At 43.8% G+C, this 23,513-nt stretch carries 19 protein-coding genes and 1 pseudogene; all 20 read right to left on the bottom strand.

Going from position 1 to position 23,513, the window contains the following annotated elements:
• Nucleotides 1-100: 100 nt before the first annotated feature.
• Nucleotides 101-1,462 (bottom strand): bifunctional UDP-N-acetylglucosamine diphosphorylase/glucosamine-1-phosphate N-acetyltransferase GlmU, encoded by a 1,362-nt coding sequence (gene glmU / locus ACH19P_RS01955; protein WP_462156844.1) that lies wholly within the window; start codon nucleotides 1,460-1,462, stop codon nucleotides 101-103.
• A gap of 234 nt (nucleotides 1,463-1,696) precedes the next feature.
• The gene (locus ACH19P_RS01950) at nucleotides 1,697-2,119 is read right to left on the bottom strand and encodes a F0F1 ATP synthase subunit epsilon (protein WP_462156843.1); all 423 of its coding nucleotides are present in this window, start codon (nucleotides 2,117-2,119) and stop codon (nucleotides 1,697-1,699) included.
• 13 nt (nucleotides 2,120-2,132) lie between these two features.
• Entirely contained in the window at nucleotides 2,133-3,518 is a 1,386-nt protein-coding gene (gene atpD / locus ACH19P_RS01945; RefSeq protein ID WP_462156842.1) for a F0F1 ATP synthase subunit beta, read from the bottom strand.
• A 33-nt stretch (nucleotides 3,519-3,551) separates the two neighbouring features.
• Nucleotides 3,552-4,412 (bottom strand): F0F1 ATP synthase subunit gamma, encoded by an 861-nt coding sequence (gene atpG / locus ACH19P_RS01940; RefSeq protein WP_462156841.1) that lies wholly within the window; start codon nucleotides 4,410-4,412, stop codon nucleotides 3,552-3,554.
• A gap of 56 nt (nucleotides 4,413-4,468) precedes the next feature.
• Complete coding sequence (atpA, locus tag ACH19P_RS01935; protein WP_462156840.1) at nucleotides 4,469-6,010, bottom strand: F0F1 ATP synthase subunit alpha; 1,542 nt, start codon at nucleotides 6,008-6,010, stop codon at nucleotides 4,469-4,471.
• A gap of 14 nt (nucleotides 6,011-6,024) precedes the next feature.
• The gene (gene atpH / locus ACH19P_RS01930; protein ID WP_462156839.1) at nucleotides 6,025-6,558 is read right to left on the bottom strand and encodes a F0F1 ATP synthase subunit delta; all 534 of its coding nucleotides are present in this window, start codon (nucleotides 6,556-6,558) and stop codon (nucleotides 6,025-6,027) included.
• Between the two features lie 15 nt (nucleotides 6,559-6,573).
• A complete protein-coding gene (atpF, locus tag ACH19P_RS01925) occupies nucleotides 6,574-7,044 on the bottom strand; it encodes a F0F1 ATP synthase subunit B (RefSeq protein ID WP_462156838.1) in 471 nt (156 codons plus the stop codon).
• Between the two features lie 54 nt (nucleotides 7,045-7,098).
• Nucleotides 7,099-7,332 (bottom strand): F0F1 ATP synthase subunit C, encoded by a 234-nt coding sequence (gene atpE, locus ACH19P_RS01920; protein ID WP_105201180.1) that lies wholly within the window; start codon nucleotides 7,330-7,332, stop codon nucleotides 7,099-7,101.
• Between the two features lie 64 nt (nucleotides 7,333-7,396).
• Nucleotides 7,397-8,227 carry a F0F1 ATP synthase subunit A gene (gene atpB / locus ACH19P_RS01915; protein ID WP_462156837.1) on the bottom strand — a complete coding sequence of 277 codons (831 nt, stop codon included), beginning with the start codon at nucleotides 8,225-8,227 and terminating at the stop codon, nucleotides 7,397-7,399.
• A 15-nt stretch (nucleotides 8,228-8,242) separates the two neighbouring features.
• A complete protein-coding gene (locus tag ACH19P_RS01910) occupies nucleotides 8,243-8,623 on the bottom strand; it encodes an ATP synthase subunit I (RefSeq protein WP_462156836.1) in 381 nt (126 codons plus the stop codon).
• Nucleotides 8,624-8,766: 143 nt separating this feature from the next.
• Nucleotides 8,767-9,675: a ParB/RepB/Spo0J family partition protein gene (locus tag ACH19P_RS01905; RefSeq protein ID WP_462156835.1), complete on the bottom strand. Its 909-nt coding sequence runs from the start codon at nucleotides 9,673-9,675 to the stop codon at nucleotides 8,767-8,769.
• A gap of 21 nt (nucleotides 9,676-9,696) precedes the next feature.
• Complete coding sequence (locus tag ACH19P_RS01900) at nucleotides 9,697-10,482, bottom strand: ParA family protein (RefSeq protein ID WP_347391431.1); 786 nt, start codon at nucleotides 10,480-10,482, stop codon at nucleotides 9,697-9,699.
• Between the two features lie 16 nt (nucleotides 10,483-10,498).
• Nucleotides 10,499-11,119, bottom strand: coding sequence for a 16S rRNA (guanine(527)-N(7))-methyltransferase RsmG (gene rsmG / locus ACH19P_RS01895; protein WP_462156834.1), 621 nt, complete (start codon nucleotides 11,117-11,119; stop codon nucleotides 10,499-10,501).
• A 12-nt stretch (nucleotides 11,120-11,131) separates the two neighbouring features.
• The gene (gene mnmG, locus ACH19P_RS01890) at nucleotides 11,132-13,021 is read right to left on the bottom strand and encodes a tRNA uridine-5-carboxymethylaminomethyl(34) synthesis enzyme MnmG (protein WP_462156833.1); all 1,890 of its coding nucleotides are present in this window, start codon (nucleotides 13,019-13,021) and stop codon (nucleotides 11,132-11,134) included.
• 404 nt (nucleotides 13,022-13,425) lie between these two features.
• Nucleotides 13,426-13,875 (bottom strand): FMN-binding protein MioC, encoded by a 450-nt coding sequence (mioC, locus tag ACH19P_RS01885; protein ID WP_462156832.1) that lies wholly within the window; start codon nucleotides 13,873-13,875, stop codon nucleotides 13,426-13,428.
• Nucleotides 13,876-14,307: 432 nt separating this feature from the next.
• Complete coding sequence (locus tag ACH19P_RS01880) at nucleotides 14,308-14,688, bottom strand: isocitrate lyase/phosphoenolpyruvate mutase family protein (protein ID WP_462156831.1); 381 nt, start codon at nucleotides 14,686-14,688, stop codon at nucleotides 14,308-14,310.
• Nucleotides 14,624-15,105 (bottom strand): annotated as a pseudogene (locus tag ACH19P_RS01875) (isocitrate lyase/phosphoenolpyruvate mutase family protein). Before ACH19P_RS01875 ends, ACH19P_RS01880 begins: the two are co-directional and overlap by 65 nt.
• 157 nt (nucleotides 15,106-15,262) lie before the next feature.
• Nucleotides 15,263-20,224 carry a DNA repair ATPase gene (locus ACH19P_RS01870; protein WP_462156830.1) on the bottom strand — a complete coding sequence of 1,654 codons (4,962 nt, stop codon included), beginning with the start codon at nucleotides 20,222-20,224 and terminating at the stop codon, nucleotides 15,263-15,265.
• An 82-nt stretch (nucleotides 20,225-20,306) separates the two neighbouring features.
• The gene (locus ACH19P_RS01865; RefSeq protein ID WP_462156829.1) at nucleotides 20,307-22,316 is read right to left on the bottom strand and encodes a flotillin family protein; all 2,010 of its coding nucleotides are present in this window, start codon (nucleotides 22,314-22,316) and stop codon (nucleotides 20,307-20,309) included.
• Nucleotides 22,307-22,957 (bottom strand): hypothetical protein, encoded by a 651-nt coding sequence (locus tag ACH19P_RS01860; RefSeq protein WP_462156828.1) that lies wholly within the window; start codon nucleotides 22,955-22,957, stop codon nucleotides 22,307-22,309. Before ACH19P_RS01860 ends, ACH19P_RS01865 begins: the two co-directional genes overlap by 10 nt.
• Nucleotides 22,958-23,513 lie beyond the last annotated feature (556 nt).

Genomic DNA, 23,513 nt, shown 5'->3' with positions numbered 1-23,513 from the left:
AACAAATAGGACAATTTGATGCATTTTGTGACAATTGTTATATCAACAGATATGAAAAAGCCGCTAGAAAAGCGGCTCAGATAATTCACCACGAGGGCACTTAACTCTTCTTCACTGGGCGCTGCCAACCATCGAGGTTGCGTTGTTTACCGCGCGCTACAGCGAGCTGGTTGTCACCGACATTCGTGGTTACTACAGAACCTGCGCCAATTGTCGCTGTGTGGCCGATCTCAACAGGCGCAACTAACGATGAGTTAGAACCGATGAAGCTGTTATCACCAATAATGGTTTGCGACTTGTTCACACCATCATAATTACAGGTGATTGTGCCCGCTCCAATGTTTACTTTCTCACCGATTTGCGCATCACCTAAATAGGTTAAGTGATTCGCCTTAGAACCTTTGCCAAGACGTGATTTTTTCATCTCAACGAAGTTACCAATGTGCGAGTCTTCTTCCATGACCGCACCTGGGCGTAAACGTGCGTAAGGACCAAGGGTGCATTTAGCAGCTACAGTGGCATCTTCAATCATAGTATTTGCTTTAATTACCACGCCATCGCCGATTTTACAGTTTTTAAGCACACAGTTGGGGCCAATGATGACATCGTCACCTAGCTCTACGTCACCTTCAAAAATAACGTTCACGTCGATTTGCACGTCTTGGCCTGTGGTGACGGTGCCACGCACATCAATACGGGCAGGGTCAGCAAGACTCGCGCCATTGATCATCAGCTCTTCGGCTTGCCAAGCTTGATAGGCACGCTCTAACTGAGCGAGCTGTACGCGGTTGTTAGCGCCTTCAACTTCCATTGGGTGGTCAGGTTGACTCGAACTTATTTCCACACCTTCAGCGTGAGCCATAGCCACGATATCGGTCAGGTAGTACTCACCTTGCGCATTGTTATTAGAAAGATTGCCAAGCCACTTTTTCAGAAGGCCGCCGTTACACGCCATAATGCCGGTGTTGATTTCAGTGATAGCTAGCTGCTCAGGTGTGGCATCTTTTTGCTCCACGATACCCACAAGCTTGCCGTTTTCACGTAGCATGCGGCCATAACCCGTTGGGTTTGCTAAATCGACGGTCAGTACCGCAAGACCTTGCTGTGGTGTCACCGCTAATAACTTTTCCAGAGTTGATTTTTTTGTCAGCGGTACGTCGCCATAAAGAATGAGTACCGTGTCATTATCGCTAATGTGCTCTTTGGCCACTGCAACAGCATGACCCGTACCCAGCTGCTCGGCTTGTAATACCCAATTAAGCTCATTGCCTGTTAGTTGCTCTTGAAGCATCTCACCGCCGTGGCCAAAGACGAGGTTAGTGTGTTTAGCACCAAGCGCTTTGGCGTTATCGATGACATGCTGCACCATCGGCTTACCTGCAATCGGGTGTAAAACTTTAGGAAGTTTTGAGCGCATGCGAGTGCCTTTACCCGCAGCCAAAATTACGGTGGTTAAATTCATTCTAATAATCCTTTTTTCACATCAACTGCCACTTAGTCTAGTTAGAGGTTTTAAACCCGCACTTCCTGTGTCTTGGTAAAGTGATACTTAATCGTAGACACCAACCTTTTAACTGTACCATTGTGTACAAATTAGCAATATTGTAACTGCAATGACGTGAACATAGAACGAACAGGCATAAAAAAACCCACGCTGGAGGCGTGGGTTTTTACAAACCTTTTCGGTCGATAGCGATTAGCTATTACGCAATTGGCGGATAACACGAAGTTGCGCAAGCGCTTCTTCAAGTTGCACTGCAGCCTGTTGGTAATCCAACTCACCGCTTTGTGCTTTATCCATTTGCTCTTGCGCATCGCGAATAGCTGCTTCTGCTGCTTGCTCGTCTAGCTCTTCAGCACGAACTGCAGTATCAGCCAACACGGTAACGTTGTGAGGTTGAACCTCAAGTGTACCGCCTGCAACGTAGATGAGCTCTTCACCACCTAGTTGCTTAACTAAACGCACCATACCAGGTTTAAGGGCAGTTAGTAGAGGCGCGTGACCTGGGTAAATACCCAATTCACCTTCACTACCTGTCACTTGAAGGGTTTCTACACGTCCAGAGAAAATTTTTCCTTCTGCACTTACCACATCAAGATGTACGGTCATAGCTGCCATACTCCCCTCCTAATTACATGCTTTTAGCTTTTTCTTGCGCTTCTTCGATTGAGCCAACCATGTAGAACGCTTGCTCTGGCATGTCGTCGAACTCACCGTTTAGAATGCCTTTAAAGCCAGCAATGGTGTCTTTTAGTGATACGTATTTACCAGGTGAACCTGTGAATACCTCAGCAACGAAGAACGGCTGAGATAGGAAACGCTGGATTTTACGAGCACGTGATACCACTTGCTTATCTTCATCAGACAGCTCGTCCATACCTAGGATAGCGATGATGTCTTTAAGCTCTTTATAACGCTGTAGTACTGTCTGAACGCCACGAGCTGTGTCGTAGTGCTCTTGACCAATTACTAGCGGATCAAGCTGACGTGAAGTTGAATCTAGTGGGTCAACAGCAGGGTAAATACCTAGTGCTGCGATATCACGAGAAAGTACAACTGTCGCATCTAAGTGAGCAAACGTAGTTGCTGGAGATGGGTCAGTCAAGTCATCCGCAGGTACGTATACCGCTTGGATTGAAGTGATTGAACCAGTCTTAGTAGACGCGATACGCTCCTGAAGTACACCCATCTCTTCTGCAAGAGTTGGCTGGTAACCTACCGCTGAAGGCATACGACCTAGTAGTGCTGATACTTCAGTACCCGCAAGCGTGTAACGATAGATGTTATCTACGAAGAAAAGAACGTCACGACCTTCGTCACGGAACTTCTCAGCCATAGTAAGACCTGTAAGAGCAACACGTAAACGGTTACCCGGTGGCTCGTTCATCTGACCGTATACAAGCGATACTTTATCAAGTACGTTTGAATCGTTCATTTCGTGATAGAAGTCATTACCCTCACGAGTACGCTCACCAACACCTGCGAATACAGAGTAACCGCTGTGCTCGATCGCGATGTTACGGATAAGTTCCATCATGTTTACGGTTTTACCTACACCAGCACCACCGAATAGACCAACTTTACCACCCTTAGCGAATGGACAAACAAGGTCGATTACTTTGATACCAGTCTCTAGTAGTTCTACCGAGCTTGACTGATCTTCGTACGAAGGTGCTTCGCGGTGAATTGACATACGCTCTTCTTCGCCGATTGGGCCAGCTTCGTCAATTGCTTCACCTAGTACGTTCATGATACGACCAAGAGTAGCTTTACCTACTGGAACCTTGATCGCTTCACCTGTGTTTTCTACTGCTGTACCACGACGTAGACCGTCAGTAGTACCAAGTGCGATACCACGTACCACACCGCCACCTAGCTGCTGCTGAACTTCTAGTGTCAGACCTGCTAAGTCGCCATCTGTTACTTTTAGTGCGTCATATACGGCTGGCACGTTTTCTTGTGGAAACTCGATGTCCACAACGGCGCCGATAATTTGGACGACCTTACCTAAACTCATGTCTATTCCTCTCGTTAATCTTTGCCCGAAGCATTAAACTGCTGCTGATCCGCCAACAATCTCACTGATTTCTTGTGTGATTGCGGCCTGACGAGCCTTGTTATAAACAAGCTGTAACTCATCCATTAGGTCGCCTGCGTTATCAGTTGCGGCTTTCATCGCAACCATACGGGCAGCCTGTTCAGAGGCAGCATTTTCAACCACACCTTGGTATACCTGAGATTCCACAAAGCGAACCATTAGTGTTTCCAAAATTGCTTTTGGATCTGGCTCATAAATGTAGTCCCAGCGGTGTGCTAGTTCTTCGCTTTCTGTTTTCGGCAAAGGCAACAATTGATCGATTGTTGGTTCTTGCTTCATGGTGTTTACAAATTTATTGTAAACAACGAACAAGCGGTCTATTTTGCCTTCGTTGTATGCATCAAGCATCACTTTTACTGGACCAATAACGTCCTGTACTGAAGGCGCATCACCTAGACCTGATTTTTTGGCTTGTAGCGAGCCACCAAAACGCTGGAAGAAGCCGGCAGCTTTGCTACCTAGTACAGCGAAATCCGCAGATACGCCTTTTTCTTTCCACGCTTTAACGTCTAAAGCTACTTTCTTAAACTCGTTAGAGTTTAAGCCACCACATAAACCACGGTCGGTAGAGATGACGATATAACCAACGCGCTTGACCTCTCGCTCTTCCAAATAGGCATGGCGATATTCGAGGCTAGCATTAGCAACATGACCGATCACTTTGCGTAAGTTTTCAGCGTATGGACGGCTTGAAGCCACACGGTCTTGCGCCTTCTTCATTTTAGAAGCGGCAACCATTTCCATCGCGCTAGTGATCTTCTGAGTATTCTTGATACTCCCGATCTTGCTTTTTATCTCTTTTCCGCTGGCCATGACTCTTTCTCCGAATCTGGGTGAGTTTTAAATTAAAACTCACCGTTCATAACTAATTACCAAGTTTGCGTAGACTTGAACTTCTCAAGAAGTTCTTTTAGCTGCGCTTCGATCTCGGCGTTGTAGTTACCAGTTTCATTGATTTGAGCCATTAGCTCTGCGTATGTGCTGTTTGCGTAAGAGATTAGAGCATCTTCGAAATCCATGATTTTCGGAATTTCGATGTCTTTTAGATAGCCCTTTTCAGCTGCAAATAGCGACAGAGACATTTCCGCAACAGACATTGGTGCGTACTGTTTCTGCTTCATTAGCTCTGTTACGCGCTCACCGTGCTCAAGCTGTGCACGAGTGGCATCGTCAAGGTCAGAAGCGAACTGAGAGAACGCTGCTAGTTCACGGTACTGAGCTAGCGCTAGACGGATACCACCACCTAGTTTCTTAACGATTTTAGTTTGCGCTGCACCACCTACACGAGATACCGAGATACCAGCGTTAACAGCTGGACGGATACCTGCGTTGAACAAGTCAGTTTCCAAGAAGATCTGACCGTCGGTGATAGAGATAACGTTTGTAGGTACGAACGCAGAAACGTCACCACCTTGAGTTTCAATGATTGGCAATGCCGTCAATGAACCTGTTTTACCTTTCACTTCACCATTAGTGAACTTCTCAACGTAATCAGCGTTTACACGTGATGCACGCTCTAGAAGACGTGAGTGAAGATAGAATACGTCACCTGGGTATGCTTCACGGCCTGGTGGACGCTTAAGTAGTAGTGAGATCTGACGGTAAGCAACAGCTTGCTTAGAAAGATCATCATATACGATTAGTGCGTCTTCACCGCGGTCACGGAAGTATTCACCCATAGTACAACCAGCGAACGGCGCTAGGAATTGTAGCGCTGCTGATTCAGAAGCAGATGCAACAACAACAATCGTGTTCTCTAGTGCACCGTGCTCTTCAAGTTTACGTACTACGTTAGCGATAGTAGATGCTTTTTGACCAACCGCTACGTACACACACTTAACGCCTGTGCCTTTTTGGTTGATGATTGCATCGATAGCTAGTGCAGTTTTACCAGTCTGACGGTCACCGATTACAAGCTCACGCTGACCACGACCAACTGGAATCATCGCATCGATAGATTTATAACCAGTTTGTACTGGCTCATCTACTGATTGACGCTCGATTACGCCTGGTGCGATTTTTTCAACTGGTTCGAAACCGTCGTTATCTAGAGCACCTTTACCATCGATAGGAGCACCCAGTGTGTTAACAACACGACCAAGTAGACCACGACCAACAGGTACTTCAAGGATACGACCAGTAGATTGTACTTTTACGCCTTCTTTAAGGTCTGCGTATGGACCCATTACTACTGCACCTACTGAGTCGCGCTCAAGGTTTAGTGCGATAGCATAACGGTTGCCAGGAAGCTCAATCATCTCACCTTGCATACAGTCAGCTAGACCGTGGATGCGGATGATACCGTCAGTAACAGATACGATAGTACCTTCGTTACGAGCTTCACTTACAACTTCGAACTGCTCAATACGTTTTTTGATCAGATCAGAAATTTCAGTGGAATTAAGTTGCATGCTCTTCTTCCCAATTACGATTGTAGTGTAGTGGCCAGTCGGCTCAGTTTGCCGCTGATACTGCCATCGATTACGGTGTCGCCGGCTCTAATTACCAGACCACCAACAACCGTGTTATCAACACTACAATTCAGCTTAACTTTGCGTGCGAAACGTTTTTCAAGTGCCGCGGCTAATTTCTCTTGCTGCGCTGCAGCAAGTTCGGTTGCAGAAACAACGTCAACGTCGATTTCTTTGTCATAATCCGCTTTAAAATCAGCGAATAATTGTGCAACCGCCGGTAGGGCGACCAAACGTCCATTTTCGGCCATCACCTTTACTAGGTTTTGGCCATATTCGTTGAGTTGCTCTGCACAAATCTGAATCATTGTTTCAGCTTGTTTTTCAGCAGAGGCGCTGCTCGACAGAAACTGAGCAACTTGTTCATTCTTGGCTACTTCACCAACGAAGAACAACATCTCGTTCCATGCGTCTACTGCGCCTTTTTCAACGGCAAATTCAAAAGCCGCTTTAGCGTATGGGCGAGCGATAGTAGTCAGTTCAGACATGCTCATACCCTCCTATTAAAGCTCGGCAACTAGTTTTTCAACTATGTCGCTGTGTGCGGCTTCATTGATTTCGCGCTCTAAGATCTTCTCAGCACCGATAACCGCTAGAGAAGCAACTTGCTTACGCAAATCTTCTTTTGCACGGTTACGCTCGGCTTCAATTTCTGAGTGACCTTGAGCAATGATTTTTTCACGCTCTTCGTGACCACGAGTAGTCTCTTCGTCAACGATTTGCGTCGCACGCTTTTTAGCTTGCTCAATGATATCAGCAGCTTCTGCTTTAGCTTCTTTAAGTTGCTCGGTTGCTTTTTTACGAGCAAGCTCAAGATTTTTTTCAGCTTTATCAGAGGCAGCTAAACCATCTTCGATTTTCTTTTGGCGAGCTTCGATTGCACCGTTTAGTGGTGGCCACACGAACTTCATGCAGAACCATACAAAAACGATGAAAGCGATTAATTCACCAATTAGAGTGGCGTTTAAACTCACGTCCGCTCCTCCTTACAAGTCAATTTATGTTCGCGTTAAATGTCTTATCTAAAATTAAGCAGCGAACAATAGGTATAGACCGATACCTACACCGATCATAGCGATCGCATCGATAAGACCAGCTACGATGAACATTTTAACTTGTAGTTGTGGTGCAAGCTCAGGCTGACGAGCAGCTGATTCTAGGAATTTACCACCTAGGTTACCGAAACCGATAGCAGTACCAAGGGCACCAAAACCGATAAGTAGGGCAACAGCGATATATTTAAGGCCTAGTACGATTTCCATTATTGTCTCCAATATATTTGTAAATGATTAAAGTTAAAGTTAAAAAATCTTTTTGAGCCGGTTCTTAGTGACTGTCTTCAGACGCCATGCTCAGGTATACAATTGTCAGCATCATGAAGATGAATGCTTGCAACACGATTACCAAGATGTGGAATACTGCCCATACAAAATGCAGTGGTAATTGGAATAAGCCAATTGCTGCAATTAGAATGAAGATCAGTTCACCCGCATACAAGTTACCGAATAAACGTAAGCCCAATGAAACCGGCTTTGCGATTAGCGTTACGAACTCTAGTACGAAGTTCACCGGAATAAATAGCGCTTGAACAACCATGTTTTTAGAGCTGAATGGGTGAAGCGTTAGCTCCTTAATAAAGCCCATCAAACCCTTAACACGAATCGAGTAGAAGATAATAAGCATAAACACACCGATACCTAGCGCTAGCGTTAGGTTAAGGTCGGTTGTTGGTACCACCTTCATGTAAACATCGTGAGAACTCTCTACAGCACCTGACAATACGCCGATTTGACCTGCTAATGCAGGAAGGAAATCAACAGGGATCAAGTCCATTAAGTTCATGAGGAAAACCCAAACGAAAATCGTTAGAGCTAAAGGAGCGATTAGTCGACTTTTACCGTGAAAGGTGTCTTTCACGTTTTGATCAACGAATTCTACGACCATCTCGACAAAGCACTGAAATTTCCCTGGAACGCCAAGCGTTGCTTTATTTGCAGCGCGCTTAAAGATCCATAAGAAAATCAGTCCTAGACCGATTGACCATGCGAGGGTGTCTACATTCAGCTTCCAAAACCAACCGTCGCCAATACTAATTTGACCGTTAGTTAAATGGTGCTGGATGTAACCCGTTAAGGTAAGTTCTTCACCTGCAGCCATGTTTTATCCCAAAAGTTAATGATTAAAAAAAATCGGCGCTAACCACTGTGCGAACGTCACTAATATGAAGCTGAAGAAAAACGGCAGTGCAACTACCGGATAAAGCTTAAATATCAGCGCGAACATAAAAATCGTTAGCAAAAATTTTAATCCGTTGCCTCTTTTAAATGAGGCATACACTTGTTTTGCTTTGCTCGCGCCCACATAACGGAACGCATAGACAGCAAACAAAAAATTGGGGAGTACCGCCACCAGTCCACCAGCCAAAGCTGATAACGCGGCATCTACTTCCCAACCAACTAAAACTATTACTGCAGCGATGATTGCTACGCCACCCTGAAAAAGAACGCCTTTTAATGCGGCGCGGCGGTATGGGCCTGCTAACCTTTGCGTCACTTTTTATTAACCTTGATTACGTTAATTTTGATTAGGGTGCTAAAACTGGCGAAATTATACTTATTTCTGGCTGATTTGCAACTTGAGCAAGATGAAATTGTGACAATTTCACCCCCGAAAACACGGGGGCGAGAGGGGAATCGTTAGGACTGATTTAGCTGTGGGTCAATACGCTCTAGAATACCTTCAAGCTCATCTAAATTTGTATAAGAAATCACCAACTTACCTTTACCCTTTTGGTTGTAGTTGATTTCCACCTTAGCACCTAAGTTATCTTGGAGTTTTTGCTCTAACTGTTTGACGTCTGGGTCTTTTTCTTTCTTTTCGGGTTTTTCAGCTGGCTCTAAGATTGAGCGTACTAATTTTTCTGTTTCGCGCACAGTCAATGCTTTAGCAACCGCAGTTCGAGCCGCTTCTGACTGCAATTCACCTGATAAACCAAGTAAACAACGTGCATGACCCATTTCGATATCACCATGTTCTAACATGATTTTTACATCGTCATTGAGGTTGTTCAGACGCAATAAGTTGGTTACTGTAGTACGTGATTTACCGACGGCATCAGCCACTTGTTGGTGTGTAAGTGCAAACTCTTCAATCAGTCGCTCAAGCGCAATAGCTTCTTCCATCGCATTTAAATCTTCACGCTGAATGTTTTCAATCAGTGCAATAGCAACGGCCGCTTCATCAGGCACGTCCTTGATTAAACAAGGCACCACATCTAATTTAGCAATTTGTGCCGCGCGCCAACGACGTTCACCAGCAATTATTTCGTATTTGCTCGTGTCAATCTGGCGAACAACGATTGGCTGGATAATACCTTGCGCTCGGATTGAGCTGGCAAGCTCCTCCAACGCATCTTCCGACATGTCTTTACGCGGCTGGTACTTACCCGGCTGTAAATATTCAATAGGCAGTTTTTGTAATTCGCCTTTTACAGCGCTTTCACTTGGTCCATCTTCGGTGCTCTGGGCAGACGCTTGCACAGCGGGCTTCGATGACGTGAGTAGGGCATCTAGGCCCCGTCCTAATCCACGTTTTTTAGCAGACATTGATTTGCTTACCTCTAAGATTTAGGCGACTGCAGGAGTTTGTTTTTCTTTTCGACGCAGTATTTCTCCAGCCAAAGCAAGGTATGCTTTAGCGCCAGCAGAGGCTCTATCATAATACATGGCCGGTGCACCAAAGCTTGGTGCTTCTGCAAGGCGAACATTGCGAGGAATGACAGTTCGGTAGACCTTATCACCAAAATGCTGTTTGAGTTGTTCAGATACATCGTTGGCAAGGCGGTTACGCGGATCGTACATGGTTCGCAAAATGCCTTCAATCTGTAATTTAGGATTAACCAATGTCGCTAATTGCTCAATGGTTCCCATCAGGGCGGTGATCCCTTCCAGTGCATAGTATTCACATTGCATTGGCACCAGCACAGAGTCGGCTGCTGCCATCGCATTAACAGTGAGCATATTTAGAGATGGCGGACAATCGATGAAAATATATTCGTATTCACCAAGAATTTTTTCGAGTGAATTGCGCAAGCGTACTTCTCGAGCGAATAGCTCCATCAGTTTTACTTCCGCGGCAGTCACGTCACCATTGGCAGCAATCAAGTGATATTCACCTGATGTTTGCTTGATAACGACTTCGTCAAATGGCTTTTCTTCGATGAGTAAGTCATACACAGTGGCTACATCGTCATACTTATCGACGCCGCTTCCCATAGTCGCATTACCCTGAGGGTCAAGGTCGATGAGCAACACTTTACGTTTGGTCGCAGCCATAGAGGCCGCCAAATTCACGGCTGTGGTGGTTTTACCCACGCCTCCTTTTTGATTTGCAATTGCAATGACTTTAGCCACGGTGATCCTCTGCCAATTAATCTTTTTTTAGAATTATAAGATGGCGTTCGCCTTCCAACTCAGGCACTGACAGCTCAATATTTTGCTCAAAACTAAATCCATCAGGCAAATTTGCTAATTCCTGTTCTGGATATTGACCTTTGAGCGCCAAAAAGCGGCCGTCCTGATCAATCAAATGCGCGCACCAATGCAACATATCATCAATTGAGGCAAATGCACGAGATAGCACACCATCTAATTTAACACTTGGCTGATATTCTTCAACTCGACTCTGCACTGGGGTTACATTTTTTAGGCCAAGTTCATGTTTTACTTGCTTTAAGAAAGTGACACGTTTGCCCAAACTATCAAGCAGTACAAACTCAGTATCTGGCAATGCTATCGCCAACACCATGCCTGGTAGACCTGGGCCGGTACCTACGTCGATGTAGTGTTTACCCTTGAGATGTTCTGCGACGACAAGACTATCCATTATGTGCTTAACCAACATGTCTTTAGGGTCACGCACTGAAGTGAGGTTGTAGGCCTTGTTCCATTTGTCTAACAAAGCGACATAAGCGAGCAGTTGTTGAATTTGCTGCTCGCTCAAAGAGATGCTGGCTTGCGCCAGCAGTTGTTTGAATTTGTTTTCTAACACGCTTGCCTTTGGTTACGCAGATTTGCGTAACATACCTTGCTTCTTGAGATACACCAATAATAGCGAAATAGCGGCTGGAGTAATACCAGAAATACGCGAAGCTTGGCCAATTGTATCAGGGCGCGCATCGCTAAGTTTGGCAACGACTTCATTTGATAGACCTGAAACTTGCGAGTAATCAAATTCTTTTGGCAATAGCGTTTGTTCATGACGCATCTGCTTTGAGATCTCGTCTTGCTGGCGCGCAATATAACCCGCATATTTGGTCTGAATCGCGACTTGTTCAAGCGCTTGCTCGTTATCTGATGGTGACTCAAGTCCTTTAATAGCGTAAAGGTCTTTATGGTCAATTTCAGGACGACGGATCAAATCTTCCAAACTAGCTTCGCGAGTTAATGGCGTTTTCAGCAGATCGTTTACTGCATTAAGCGCTGGATGATCTTTATGGATCCATGTAGAGCGGATACGCTGAGATTCTTGTTCCATCACTTCAAGCTTTTCATTGAACGCACTCCAGCGTTCATCACACACTAAACCTAGCTCACGACCTTTAGCCGTTAAACGTAGATCCGCGTTATCTTCACGAAGTAACAAACGATATTCAGCACGCGATGTGAACATACGGTACGGTTCTTTGGTACCTAAAGTAGCGAGATCATCGATTAGTACACCCGTGTAGGCTTCATCACGACGTGGTGTCCACGCATCTTTGCCCTGAACCTGCAGTGCTGCGTTCATACCTGCGATTAGGCCTTGCGCACCGGCTTCTTCATAACCTGTAGTACCGTTGATCTGGCCGGCAAAGAATAAACCATTGATAAACTTAGTTTCTAGTGACGGCTTGAGATCGCGTGGATCGAAAAAGTCATACTCTATGGCATAACCAGGACGACAAATATGTGCATTTTCAAATCCGGTAATGCTGCGCACGATATCCATCTGCACATCAAACGGTAAGCTTGTAGAAATACCGTTAGGGTATAGCTCATAAGACGTTAAGCCTTCAGGCTCAACGAAAATTTGGTGTTTATCTTTATCAGCAAAACGAACAATTTTATCTTCAATCGAAGGGCAGTAGCGTGGACCAATGCCTTCAATCACACCGGAATACATAGGTGAGCGGTGCAAGTTATTGTTGATAATCTCGTGGGTTTTTTCATTGGTGTAGGTGATATAGCACGGGATCTGCTGTGGGTAATCTTCCACTTTGCCCATGAATGAAAATACTGGTGTTGGTGTATCACCTGGTTGAGTTTGCATCTTTGAAAAATCAACCGTACGTGCATCAATACGTGGTGGTGTGCCTGTTTTAAGGCGATCAACACGAAATGGCAATTCACGTAAACGTTGTGCCAATGCAATTGAAGGCGGATCACCTGCGCGACCCCCTTTAAAGTTTTCTAACCCTATATGGATCTGGCCACCTAAGAAAGTTCCAACTGTAAGCACAACACTGTTAGCGCTGAACTTAAGACCCATTTGGGTTACCACACCTTTAACGGTTTCACCTTCAACGATGAGATCATCACACGATTGTTGGAAGATCTTGAGGTTTTCTTGGCGTTGTAAGATAGCTTGAATTTCAGCTTTATACAAAGCGCGATCCGCTTGTGCACGAGTAGCTCGCACAGCTGGGCCTTTCGATGAATTGAGTGTGCGAAATTGAATGCCGCCCTTATCGATCGCTTTTGCCATTGCACCGCCAAGCGCATCGATCTCTTTGACCAAGTGGCCTTTACCAATGCCGCCGATCGCAGGGTTACAAGACATTTGCCCCAAAGTATCCATGTTATGAGTCAACAAAAGGGTATTCATACCCATACGTGCAGAAGCTAATGCCGCTTCAGTTCCAGCATGGCCGCCGCCTACAACAATGACATCAAAATGTTCATGGAAGATCATTAAACGTTTTCCTACAACCGGTGTAATTCAAAAGGGGAGCTATTTTACCTAGAAATTGAGGGAAGGGAAACGGTTAAATAGTACTCAAGATCTAAAAGGTGATCATATATAAAATAAAGGATCTTTAAAGAAATCTTTAATTAGATCTACTATTAAGGTCACCCATATCTGTTGATAACCATAAAAAACATATATTAACCATTAAGTTATCCGATCTAATCACCTGTAGATATGATCGGATCTACGGGCTTAAAACCTCTGATCAACTCGCCCTTTTATTCACAGGCCAAATCGCGTTAGATCTTATCAAGTGCATAATCATATACCAGATCGCAAGATACTAAGATTTTATCCACAATCAGATCTAACTTCTACATATTTTGTGAATAACTTTTGGGTAAGATCTATTTACCTTTTTCAAGCACATTGATTAGCTCAGGCAACCAATTTTCTGCTGTATCCTCCGGCAAATCATCTGCTAATACATCTATTTCTAAATGCGGGAGTAATTCTTTAGCACCTTTGCTTTTTAATAACGCTACTAAGTTCTTAGCTGCATAATTAAAGGTATCGTAACTTGAATCACCGACGCCAATAACTGCGAATTGGATCTGATTTAAGGTTGTGTGTGCTGTAAGCTGATCAATAAACGTCAGTAAATTATCTGGGTAGTCACCAGCGCCGTGAGTGGATGTGCAGATCAACCAAGTCGCATCAATGTTGATGTCATTGAGATCAGGCTGTTCGTGTAATTGGCTAGTAATACCTTGATCTTTTAGTAAGTTATCAAGATGTTCTGCGACATATTCAGTGCCGCCCATTTGGCTTCCAATAATAATTTCCAGCTGACTCATGCTTGTTACGCTCTGTAATAATTGCCGCTCATGATACCTGATCTGTAAATATGCTCAATTGATCTCATAGATTGTGAATTGTTTAATCATCACAATACTGTTCATTAAAATAATAACCATATGATATATATAGTTTTAATTTTAATTTAAGCTGTTGATAAAAAGTCGATAAGCTAAGGTTAAAATGGTAAACCCGTTCATCATATTGGGTGTTTTAAGGACTTTTAGTAGCAGAGGTTGGGGTGTGCATGAAATGCATGTGGATAATGATCATATCCGCAGAAAATCGCGTTTTATTTAAATCTAAAAAGAACTTTATTAGATCTAAAATATCTATAAACACTACGTTTTTTACACGTTTGCTGTTTTTACGTTCAAAAAATTCAGCGGATCATGTGTTTTTGTGGGTAAAAACAATGATCCGCAGTGTCGTTAGGCTGAAATAAAATGGGTTTTGACGGTATTTTCAAATAAAAAGCTGAGGTTTTGTGAGTGATTGATCGTATGAATTCCTAATTCAAGTTGTGTTAGGAGGAAGTCACTCAGGGCGTTTCCCGTTGAAATGCGTTTTATCCCTAGTTGTTTGAACTGATCCAAGTCGCAAAATTGTGGTAGCACCATCACATTAACGGGGATAATCAATGCATGGGTTAATTCTTTAAGGACAGTGGGATCCGTTAATCCCGGTATAAAGAAGCAATCCGCGCCGGCCTCTTGATATGCTTTGGCACGAGTAAGTAATTGTGACTTATGCCAACTTTCTTGGAAACACAGAATCACATCGCGCATTAATAAAAAAATCAGCAAAGCCATGATCGCTTAGCGCATTTTTCAATGTTTTTAATAACCTTGTATGCTCCTCTATATCTCTTAATACGTTATCTTGGCTGGGTTTATCTTCGATATTAATACTAGCTACTCCCAACTTCGCCAACGCTAGCACGTTATTAATAATGTCATGGTGATTAAGGCTATAACCCGCTTCAATATCGACGCTCAACGGAATGTTGATCACCTTTAAAATGGCTTTTACGGCATTGAATACCTGCTCGAATGTGAGTTGTTCGCCGTCCACCAGCCCTTGGTGATTGGACATTCCCAGCTTGTTGTAGCCACTGCTTGCGCGCCAGATTGTTCAATCACTAATGCGGATAATGGATCCCAACAGTTAGCTATCAATAACGGCTGAGGTTGTGTATGTAATTCTCTAAATAGATGTGAAGATGACATTTGAAACCCTTACTAATAAATGAGTATTTACTGTAAGAGAATGAGTAAGCGGGAGCTGGCCGTATTCATCACTGAATAGGGATAAAAGGAAATATTTTTGGTCAGTAAAAAAAGCCCACAGTTTGTGGGCTCAGTTTGAGTTTATTATTTTGATCATTTAATTGTTATCAATCGATTTATTACTAATAAAGCGTTTACCAATATCATCTATTGACGCTGCGAGCTTAGACAGTTGAGTCACGGCCAACATTGCTGGATCAGTTGCACCTGCAACCTCCTGTTTTCGCTGGTATTTAGCGGTAATATCTTGCCATCGTAGCCGTTCCTGCTCTGTCATGCGTCCACGTAATTGAGCTAATTTTAGCAAGTTTTCTTGTGCACCTGAGGTCAAGGTTTGCGCTTCTCCAATATAATGGTCGGCAATGAGCTGCATTAACTCATTTTCGTCCATGACTGCCGAGACCTTTTCTGCCATTTTATTCATATTTCGATAGCTGCCTTGCAGCTTGAATGGCGGCTCGGTGCGGTATTCGTCTGCCTGTGCGGCGGATTCTATGTACTGAAGGTTTATTTTTAGCACCACTTTTTGTATTTCCAATAGGCGCTTAAGCACGGCGACCATCTCGCTTATCTCTGCAGTTGAATAACTGTAACTTAGATCCGAGGCACTGACTTCTTGTCCTTTTGCCATCGCCACTAGTTTATAAACATCCTGCATATCTCTAAGTGCTAATTTGGCAAGAACCTCATTTGAGGTCAGTGCATTTTCGATGTAGCTAAGGGCAAACTGTTCTTCTTTACCGCCGAGAATATCGCCGAGGTTGTAGATATCAGCACGGTTGGCCAGCATGTCTGGGATCTTAAATACGTCACCGGATTCCGTATAAGGGTTACCAGCCATACATACGCAGAATTTTTTGCCGCGCATATCGTATGTTTTGCTTTGTCCTTTCCACACACCTTCTATCCGTCTTGTACCATCACACAAGGATATGAATTTTTGCAAGAATTCGGGATCCGTATGTTGGATGTCATCCAAATACAGCATCACGTTATTGCCCATCTCAAGCCCCAGATTAAGTTTCTCTAATTCTTGGCGGGCAGTCGCATTGGGCGCACTTGCTGGGTCGATGGAGGTGACTTCATGGCCCAGTGATGGGCAATTTATCTTCATGAAAATCAATCCTAAACGGTCTGCCACGTATTCCATTAGCGTGGTTTTACCATAACCTGGAGGAGAGATAAGCAACAGTAACCCCATAAGGTCGGTGCGTTTGTTATCGCCTAAGGTGCCCATTTGTTTTGCGAGATTATCGCCAATTATGGGCAGATAGACTTCATCGATTAGACGGTTTCGCACAAAAGAGCTCAGCGGCTTAGGTTTAAATGATTCCAGCTTGAGTGATGATTTAGTGCGTTCGATGACGTTTAAGCGGTTGCGTTGATAGGCTTCAAAGCCTTTGACATCGTGCTCGCAAAAGGTGCTGAGTCTTTGTGTATATTCATCAAGGTGAATGACCATTTTCCCTTGCTTGATGTTGTCGTGATCGCTCAATAAATTATCTAGCTCAATATCCAGATTGGCGCTGCTGCGCTGAATTTCTGTATTGACGTTTTTAAGCAGTAAAGCAATCACTTCGGGAATATAATGTGCAAAGCCTTCAAGTTTTGCTTGTTCAATCAGCGCGCTGACCCAAGATTCTAATAAATGCCATTGTTGTGCCAACCCCCCCGTTGCATCGACGATATCGTCAATAGTGCGGGAATGTTTGGATAACTGTTTTTCCAATACATCTTTGAGCTTTTGCGCCTTGTTACTGGTCACAAATTTGACACAGTCGGCAGTGATTTCTTCACACAAGTAGTGAGCTGCGTCTTTAATGTCTGCCGTAGTCACTTCTAAACCAATATCGCGATAAAACACTGATATTTCAGCGCTTACCAATTCATTTAGGTGCGTAAATCCGTTGCTACTGCCGAGCGTTTCATAGAGTAGTTGGGCACTTCGCGCTTGCTGTTGCCACTGTGTTTTACGCTTAGTTTGGTTACAACCTTTACTCCAAAAGAGCAAAGCAAGTGCGCGCGAAATAGGGGAAAATCGCAGTAGCCCTGCATGTTTATAAACAGGCAATAGGCCTTTTAACAAGGCAATACAATCGGCATCGTGAATACCTTTTTCATACCCCTCTTGATAACGCTGTGAAGCATAGGTTTGCACTACTTTCTTTAAATCTTCCTCAGCATCAGTGGTGGCGATGGCGTTAAACAAAGTTGCCAACGTTAAGCCGCCTATGCCCTGTTCAGCATCTTTCATAATTTGGAACGCGAGGTATTCAAATCGCGCTACCCGAGCGTTCTCGGATTTTAGGTCTTGCTCCCAGAATTCCTTTAACTCCACTAGTTCAGCGCTGTCCAACTCTTCGTAGTAATCAGTGCCGATAAGGTGAGCAAGCATTTTGCCATCTTTAGCGAGTAGCGTTAGATCTAACTGTTGGGTATTAACGCTAAATCGATGTTTACCGAGCTTGATAGCGGCCCCACCAGACTCATAGATGTCTTGTTTATCTCTAAGCGAGCGTATGGCCTGCTCTTTGGCAGCTTTGAGCTGAGCTTCGATATCATCAGCCCTAACTTGGTCATCTAGCTCCCGTAGTTGCTGCGCCAATTGTGCGATTTTGGAGACCATGGGGTCAGATGCAAAATAGGTATTCAGTTGGTCTGCATCAGTGAATGAATTTGTACGTCGTGTTACCCCTTCGACTATGCGCTTCGCAGCATCGCCTAGTTTACTTGCGCGCTTTTGGCGTTGGTCCATTAAAGTTTGTTTACGAGATTCGAATGCTTCGTGCAGCTCCTCGCGTTTAGACATGATGTCGCCGAGGAACTCATCAAATTCGCCAAACTTACTTTCTAGTTCTTCGAGTTGTACCAACAACCGCGATAACTGCTCATCCGTTTTTTCTGGGGTGTCAGCTTGTCCTAAGGCATTGGTGATACTTTGAGAAAATAGCCTAAATTGTGCCGCAAACTCTGCTTTTGCCTCGCTAGAGCCGAGTTCCTTTTGTCTGTTTCGAGCGAGTGCTCTGACTTTGTTTAGTTTGCCGTAGATTTCAGAAATATCATCTAGAATGGCGGTTCGTAGCGTTGCGTCTTCGACTTTAAGAGAATTTAATATTTCACTGAGCAGATCAAGTCCGCTTGATTGCTGTTCTAGTTCTTCAGCGATGGGTTTTATCGAGAGCACTTGCTCGACGGTAGCAATATTTTGCTCGAGCTCATCAATCTTATCCAAGTAGGGCGATAGCGCTTTCTCTTTGGATAAAAATGAGATGGTTTGTTCACTTAAGTCATTAAATGCATCTAAAACCGCATCGTCTAATTGCGCCAGAAGGTCGTTATCAATATACCTTTGTTCTTTGAGCGTAATAAGGTGACCACGAAGCTTTCGCAACTCCCCTAAATGATTGATGTATTGCGCTGGGTCATGCCAATCAGTGGGGCGGATCTGTGCCAGTAATTGCTGCTTTTGCTGCTGGGCATTGCTGAGCGCTTTTGTAGCCTGTGCGCGGATGGATTCAACTTTTTCGAATTCATCAATCACTAATTCGGAGGTTTTAGTGATTGTTTTGAGTATCTCGCCTAAACCATTCAGTTCCTCACTTTGCAGCCAAAAATATGAATCGAATAAGCGCTTACTATCATTGATTAAATCTTCATAGAGGTGGCGACTTGGAGTGGGATCGTTGATTAAGCGGCAAATTCCCAGTAAATCTGCGATACCACGAACAAGTTCTTTGTTGCCTATTTTACTGAAGAACGTCTGGCTTGTAGGCGTTTTTGCTGCGTGCTGTTGGCTAAAATAGGGGGTTTGCCATACTTGCATTGGATGAACACGAGTGGCTTGTGCTTCGGCATTGAAGATAACCGCGCGACCATCATCGAATAGGGTGTAACCGTGACTGTAAATTGGGTTTTGTAATTCTTTGCGGATCAAATTGTATGAATACAAGCCAATGTGACCACCTTCTGGTTCATAAAATACATACAAAACGTCTTCGCCATTGGGAGATCTTATTTCTCGCTTGAACTTTAGGCCGTTGATGTTATCTGGGAAGGACTTCGTTTCTCCGTTTTGTAGATAATAACCCCCTGGAAAAATGATGCCGTGATCTTCTGGTAACTGAATACACGCATCTTTGATTGCATCAATTCTGTTTACTTGGTGATTTCGGGTATTGAAGACATAGTAGCGTGTTTCTAATTCCTTGTAGGGCGTCACTTTCAATATGATCAAAACGCCTACTTGGGTAAATTCAATATTTGCATCAGCGAGGGATTGGTTTTTCTCTGTAACGGGCTCTTGGAAGATACCCAAACCATCCTCAGTGTTGTTTTCGACCTTTATGGTGAAATTACCATTGATAGTTTCCACAAATACGGTATCGAGAATATTGATATGTGGATGCTGCCCAGAGACATGATGTTCACGCCCTACTTTATGCCATTCAAAATCATGTTTATTTGGCTCAGGAAGGTCACGTTCGCCACGATTATCAATGTATTTGGCAGCGCCATCTTTTTCTATGTGCCAGCGAAATACCCGCACGTCGGTGACTTCTCGGCCAATTTGAAACACGGCAAAGAGTTTTTCATTTCGGGTGGTGAGCTGGATGAGTTTGGCATCTTTGTAATAGGTGTAGAGCTCATTAAACTCTTGTCTGAAATTGGTATCATCTAAAAAGGTATTTTGCAGGGATTCCTCTTTAATTTCATACCCTTCATCACTTTGTTCTAGTCGATAAAGACTAAATACATCAGCGATGCTGGTTTCCTTCTTTAAACCAATGAATACGTTGTAACCAAAAACCAAATAATCGCCAACGCGGGCAATATCGCGGGCATTGCAGTTGTTTTCCGTGCGTACTCGAACTCGACCTATGATTTCCATCTGAGTTTGGCCAAATTCGTCAATACGCTTATTGTTTAGTTCATCAACTTTGTCTTTTAGATTGGACGACTGTTGTTGCAGACGCGCACATATGACTTCGTAGGCGCCGCCATCGGTGACTGCTTTATCTATAGCATTATTTGGTTGTTCGGTGGTTGTGTTGTCAGACATGATTTCCCTGCTCACATAACAAGACGAAAAAATACATCAAAAACACTCGCACCAATGACGGGCGAGTGTTTCACATTTTCAGTTAAGCCTTAGTGTCGAGTGTTCCTTTTAGCGTGGCTAAAAGGTTTTGACTTTGTGGACTTGGGTCTTGCATTAATTTAGTGATAAACGCAGTAACTGACATATTTTGTAATTCAGCGCTTGACGTACCTAAGCTTGAGAGCAAGCCTTTTGCGTCTTCTACAAAGCTTTTATCACCGTTGAGGTGCTCTTTGAAGGCGACTTGCAACGTGTCACTCTTATTCACTGTGCCATCGATAGATTTACCAACAGACAATGATTTTACAAAGCTATCGAAGTACGCTGTGTCACCACCGACAATATCGATATTTGCTTGCTTAAGTGCTTCAGACAATACCAGTGCCTGTTCTTTAGCGACATCAACATTTGCCGTAATTGATTCCATGTTTTCGATGTGCGTTTTATCCAGTTTCATGCGGAACTCTTCGTGTGCACGCTGCTCATCAGACATAGAGTCCATGGCTTTAAATTTCTTCGTCATACCATCGGCTTCTGCTGCCATAGTTTCTGAAAGCACTTTCGCCTCAGCCATACCGGTTTTCTCTGTTGCATCCGCTTTTGCTTCCATCACACGAACTTCCGCCATGCCTTCTTGCTCTGTCGCGTATGCTTTTGCTTCCATTACTTTTGCTTCTGCAAGTCCTGGCGCAGCAGAGACGGCTTGAATACCTTCTGCTTCTCGGCGTTTGGCTTCTGCGTCTTTTTCTGCAACATCTAAATCAGCTTGGGCATTAATCGCTTTTTCTTTGGCAATGTGTTCAGCGGCTCTTTCTGCTGCTTCGGCTGCTTTGATGTCTTTAACCAAATCTTCCTCAGCTTGTGCTTCGGCGGCGATAATCTGTGCCTTTTTATTGCGATCTGCTTCAGCAACAACACGTAACTCATTGATTTCTTCTTCACGTTGCGCCACGGTCTTATCAACTTCGACGCGCGCTCTGATGACTTCAGCGATTTCTTTTTTCTCGTGCTCAACTAGCTTTTCATTTTCAATCGTTGTTAGAGTCACTACTTTTTCACGTTCAACGATTTCAAGATCTCTTGCTTTGACTACACGTTCTTGTTCAACTGCAATCGCTCTTTCTTTGTTCTTTTCGGCAACTTCAACTTCACGAAGCTTATTTTGTTCATGAACTTGAATGGCTTCTTCAGCTTTAATGCGCGCTGTTTCAGCCTTTTCGAATTCTTCACTTTGAACGCGTTTGGTTTCAGCTTCTTCTCGCGCTTTAACTGATTCAACTTCGCGCTTTTGTTTTGCTTCAGCATCCGCTTGCTGGCGCTCGAGCGCTAAAATAGCTTCTTTAGTTTCAACATCTTTTTTCTTGATTTTCATTTCTTCATCGCGTTTTAAGATGTTGGTTTGGACGTTTTGTTCAGCCGTTAGTTGCGTGATTTTACGAATACCTTCGGCATCTAAAATATTGTCTGGGTCGAGCTTTTCAACAGGCGTTTGTTCTAGATAATCGATGGCCGCATCTTCTAGGATATAGCCGTTCAGATCGGTGCCAATATTTTTAACAATGCGGTCGCGGAAATCATCGCGCTCGTTATAGAGATCAACGAAATCCATCGACTTACCCACTGTTTTAAGTGCTTCTGAAAATTTAGCACTGAACAAGGCTTCTAATGTCGCTTGATTTGACGCACGTTCACAGCCAATTGCTTGTGCGACCTTCATAACGTCTTCGCGACTTTTGTTTACACGAACGAAGAAGGCGACTTTAATGTCTGCACGAATGTTGTCGTTACAAATCAAACCATCCATACCCTGGCGGTCGATTTCGATGGTTTTGAGGGAGATATCCATAATCTCCATTTTGTGGAAAACCGGAATGACCAACGAGCCGGTAAATGTGACACTTGGCTCAGCTCTCATGGTGTTTACAATCATGGCTTTACCTTGCTCTACTTTGCGATAAAGTTTTGCAATTAACAGCGTGACTACGATAAAAAATATAAATATTCCGGCTACCAGCGCAACCCAGAATTCCCATCCTACGCTACCTACAGACATTCGAATTCTCCTTCAATCTTATTCAAAAATTTGTCTTCCGATATAACATCATAACGGTCTGTTTGTTCGTCATAACCAAGCAATACAAGCCTGGTTCCTTTTTTTAAATTATTGGGCTCGTCTGCTCTAATGTTTAGAATCATCGAACCGTCTTCCAATTCAGCTTGACCAAAGTCTTTTGTCACTTTCGTTGTTGTTAACACGCATACTTTGCCTGTGAGTTCTGATTTATTTGGGCCCAACTGCATTTTAAACATGCGTTTTAGTGGTTTTATAGAAAGGACTGTTAGTGGTATTGCGACGATTAGCGCGACAAGTGCCACGATACTTCCCATTGCAGCACCGGTGAGCGAACCATCAAAAAGATGGGTAATTATCTTTTTACCCGCGAACGTGAATAACCAAGCGTAGAAATCTAAAAACAGCATAGATGCGGCTAGTGGCACACCCTCTAATCCTAAGAATGATAGCCAGTTGCCACCACCGGTAACATCACCCTCGTTGTCTGAAGCATTTAGGTCCAGTAATTCGATATCCAGTAAGCCGAATAGGGCTAGTGCCCAATACATCAGCAAAAATATTAGCGGCAATGTGAAGATGATCATCGGAAACGAAAATACTTCGTTTAAGAAAGACTCCATTTATTCATCCTTATTAATGTAAACACCCTGGTTTGGTGGACTGTTCTTCAGATTTGCCCTTATGTGTAAATAGGAGCAAATAAATCGGGTACAGAATCAAGTAATTTTATTTTGCGGCTTAACGTTATTGGGAAATGGGTGTTGTTGGCTGAGGGCAAGCACAGGGGGTGTTTGCATAGCTTGAACAATCAATTCCTTTTGATTACGTCACACGAGGCTCGATTCGGTCGTCCCTACCGCTTTTAGTTTTATTGTCCACATTAATACTAATACAACAGTTTCACAACAACGAAGTTGTATGTTTATAGGGACTGATAATACGATATTCCTTTTTCACTAGAGCGACTCCGCCTTCCAACTAGAGCTTGTTACTACATTTTATATTATTGCTTTTATTAGGGCGTGTTGACCTCCTAGGTATGAATTTTGTTCAAATCAAAGGCTTTCAATGCTAGGAATGGGTCATGGTGCATGGTGAACTATGTTCATGGCCCATGACAACGCAGTGTACGCCTTTGGTTGAACTCTTTGGGAAGCGCCATTGGGGTATTTTGTC

Source organism: Pseudoalteromonas sp. GB56, assembly GCF_054923835.1.
The sequence above is the reverse complement of the archived record's forward strand: the minus strand, read 5'-3'. Positions and strand labels throughout refer to the sequence as shown.

What these genes read in the sequence shown, in the direction of transcription:
- atpB (WP_462156837.1), bottom strand. Translation starts at nt 8,227, where the DNA reads ATGGCTGCAGGTGAAGAACTTACCTTAACGGGTTACATCCAGCACCAT.
- ACH19P_RS01865 (WP_462156829.1), bottom strand. Translation starts at nt 22,316, where the DNA reads ATGTCTGTAGGTAGCGTAGGATGGGAATTCTGGGTTGCGCTGGTAGCC.
- mnmG (WP_462156833.1), bottom strand. Translation starts at nt 13,021, where the DNA reads ATGATCTTCCATGAACATTTTGATGTCATTGTTGTAGGCGGCGGCCAT.
- ACH19P_RS01860 (WP_462156828.1), bottom strand. Translation starts at nt 22,957, where the DNA reads ATGGAGTCTTTCTTAAACGAAGTATTTTCGTTTCCGATGATCATCTTC.
- glmU (WP_462156844.1), bottom strand. Translation starts at nt 1,462, where the DNA reads ATGAATTTAACCACCGTAATTTTGGCTGCGGGTAAAGGCACTCGCATG.
- atpH (WP_462156839.1), bottom strand. Translation starts at nt 6,558, where the DNA reads ATGTCTGAACTGACTACTATCGCTCGCCCATACGCTAAAGCGGCTTTT.
- atpA (WP_462156840.1), bottom strand. Translation starts at nt 6,010, where the DNA reads ATGCAACTTAATTCCACTGAAATTTCTGATCTGATCAAAAAACGTATT.
- ACH19P_RS01880 (WP_462156831.1), bottom strand. Translation starts at nt 14,688, where the DNA reads ATGGCTTTGCTGATTTTTTTATTAATGCGCGATGTGATTCTGTGTTTC.
- ACH19P_RS01950 (WP_462156843.1), bottom strand. Translation starts at nt 2,119, where the DNA reads ATGGCAGCTATGACCGTACATCTTGATGTGGTAAGTGCAGAAGGAAAA.
- ACH19P_RS01905 (WP_462156835.1), bottom strand. Translation starts at nt 9,675, where the DNA reads ATGTCTGCTAAAAAACGTGGATTAGGACGGGGCCTAGATGCCCTACTC.
- atpE (WP_105201180.1), bottom strand. Translation starts at nt 7,332, where the DNA reads ATGGAAATCGTACTAGGCCTTAAATATATCGCTGTTGCCCTACTTATC.
- atpG (WP_462156841.1), bottom strand. Translation starts at nt 4,412, where the DNA reads ATGGCCAGCGGAAAAGAGATAAAAAGCAAGATCGGGAGTATCAAGAAT.
- mioC (WP_462156832.1), bottom strand. Translation starts at nt 13,875, where the DNA reads ATGAGTCAGCTGGAAATTATTATTGGAAGCCAAATGGGCGGCACTGAA.
- ACH19P_RS01870 (WP_462156830.1), bottom strand. Translation starts at nt 20,224, where the DNA reads ATGTCTGACAACACAACCACCGAACAACCAAATAATGCTATAGATAAA.
- atpD (WP_462156842.1), bottom strand. Translation starts at nt 3,518, where the DNA reads ATGAGTTTAGGTAAGGTCGTCCAAATTATCGGCGCCGTTGTGGACATC.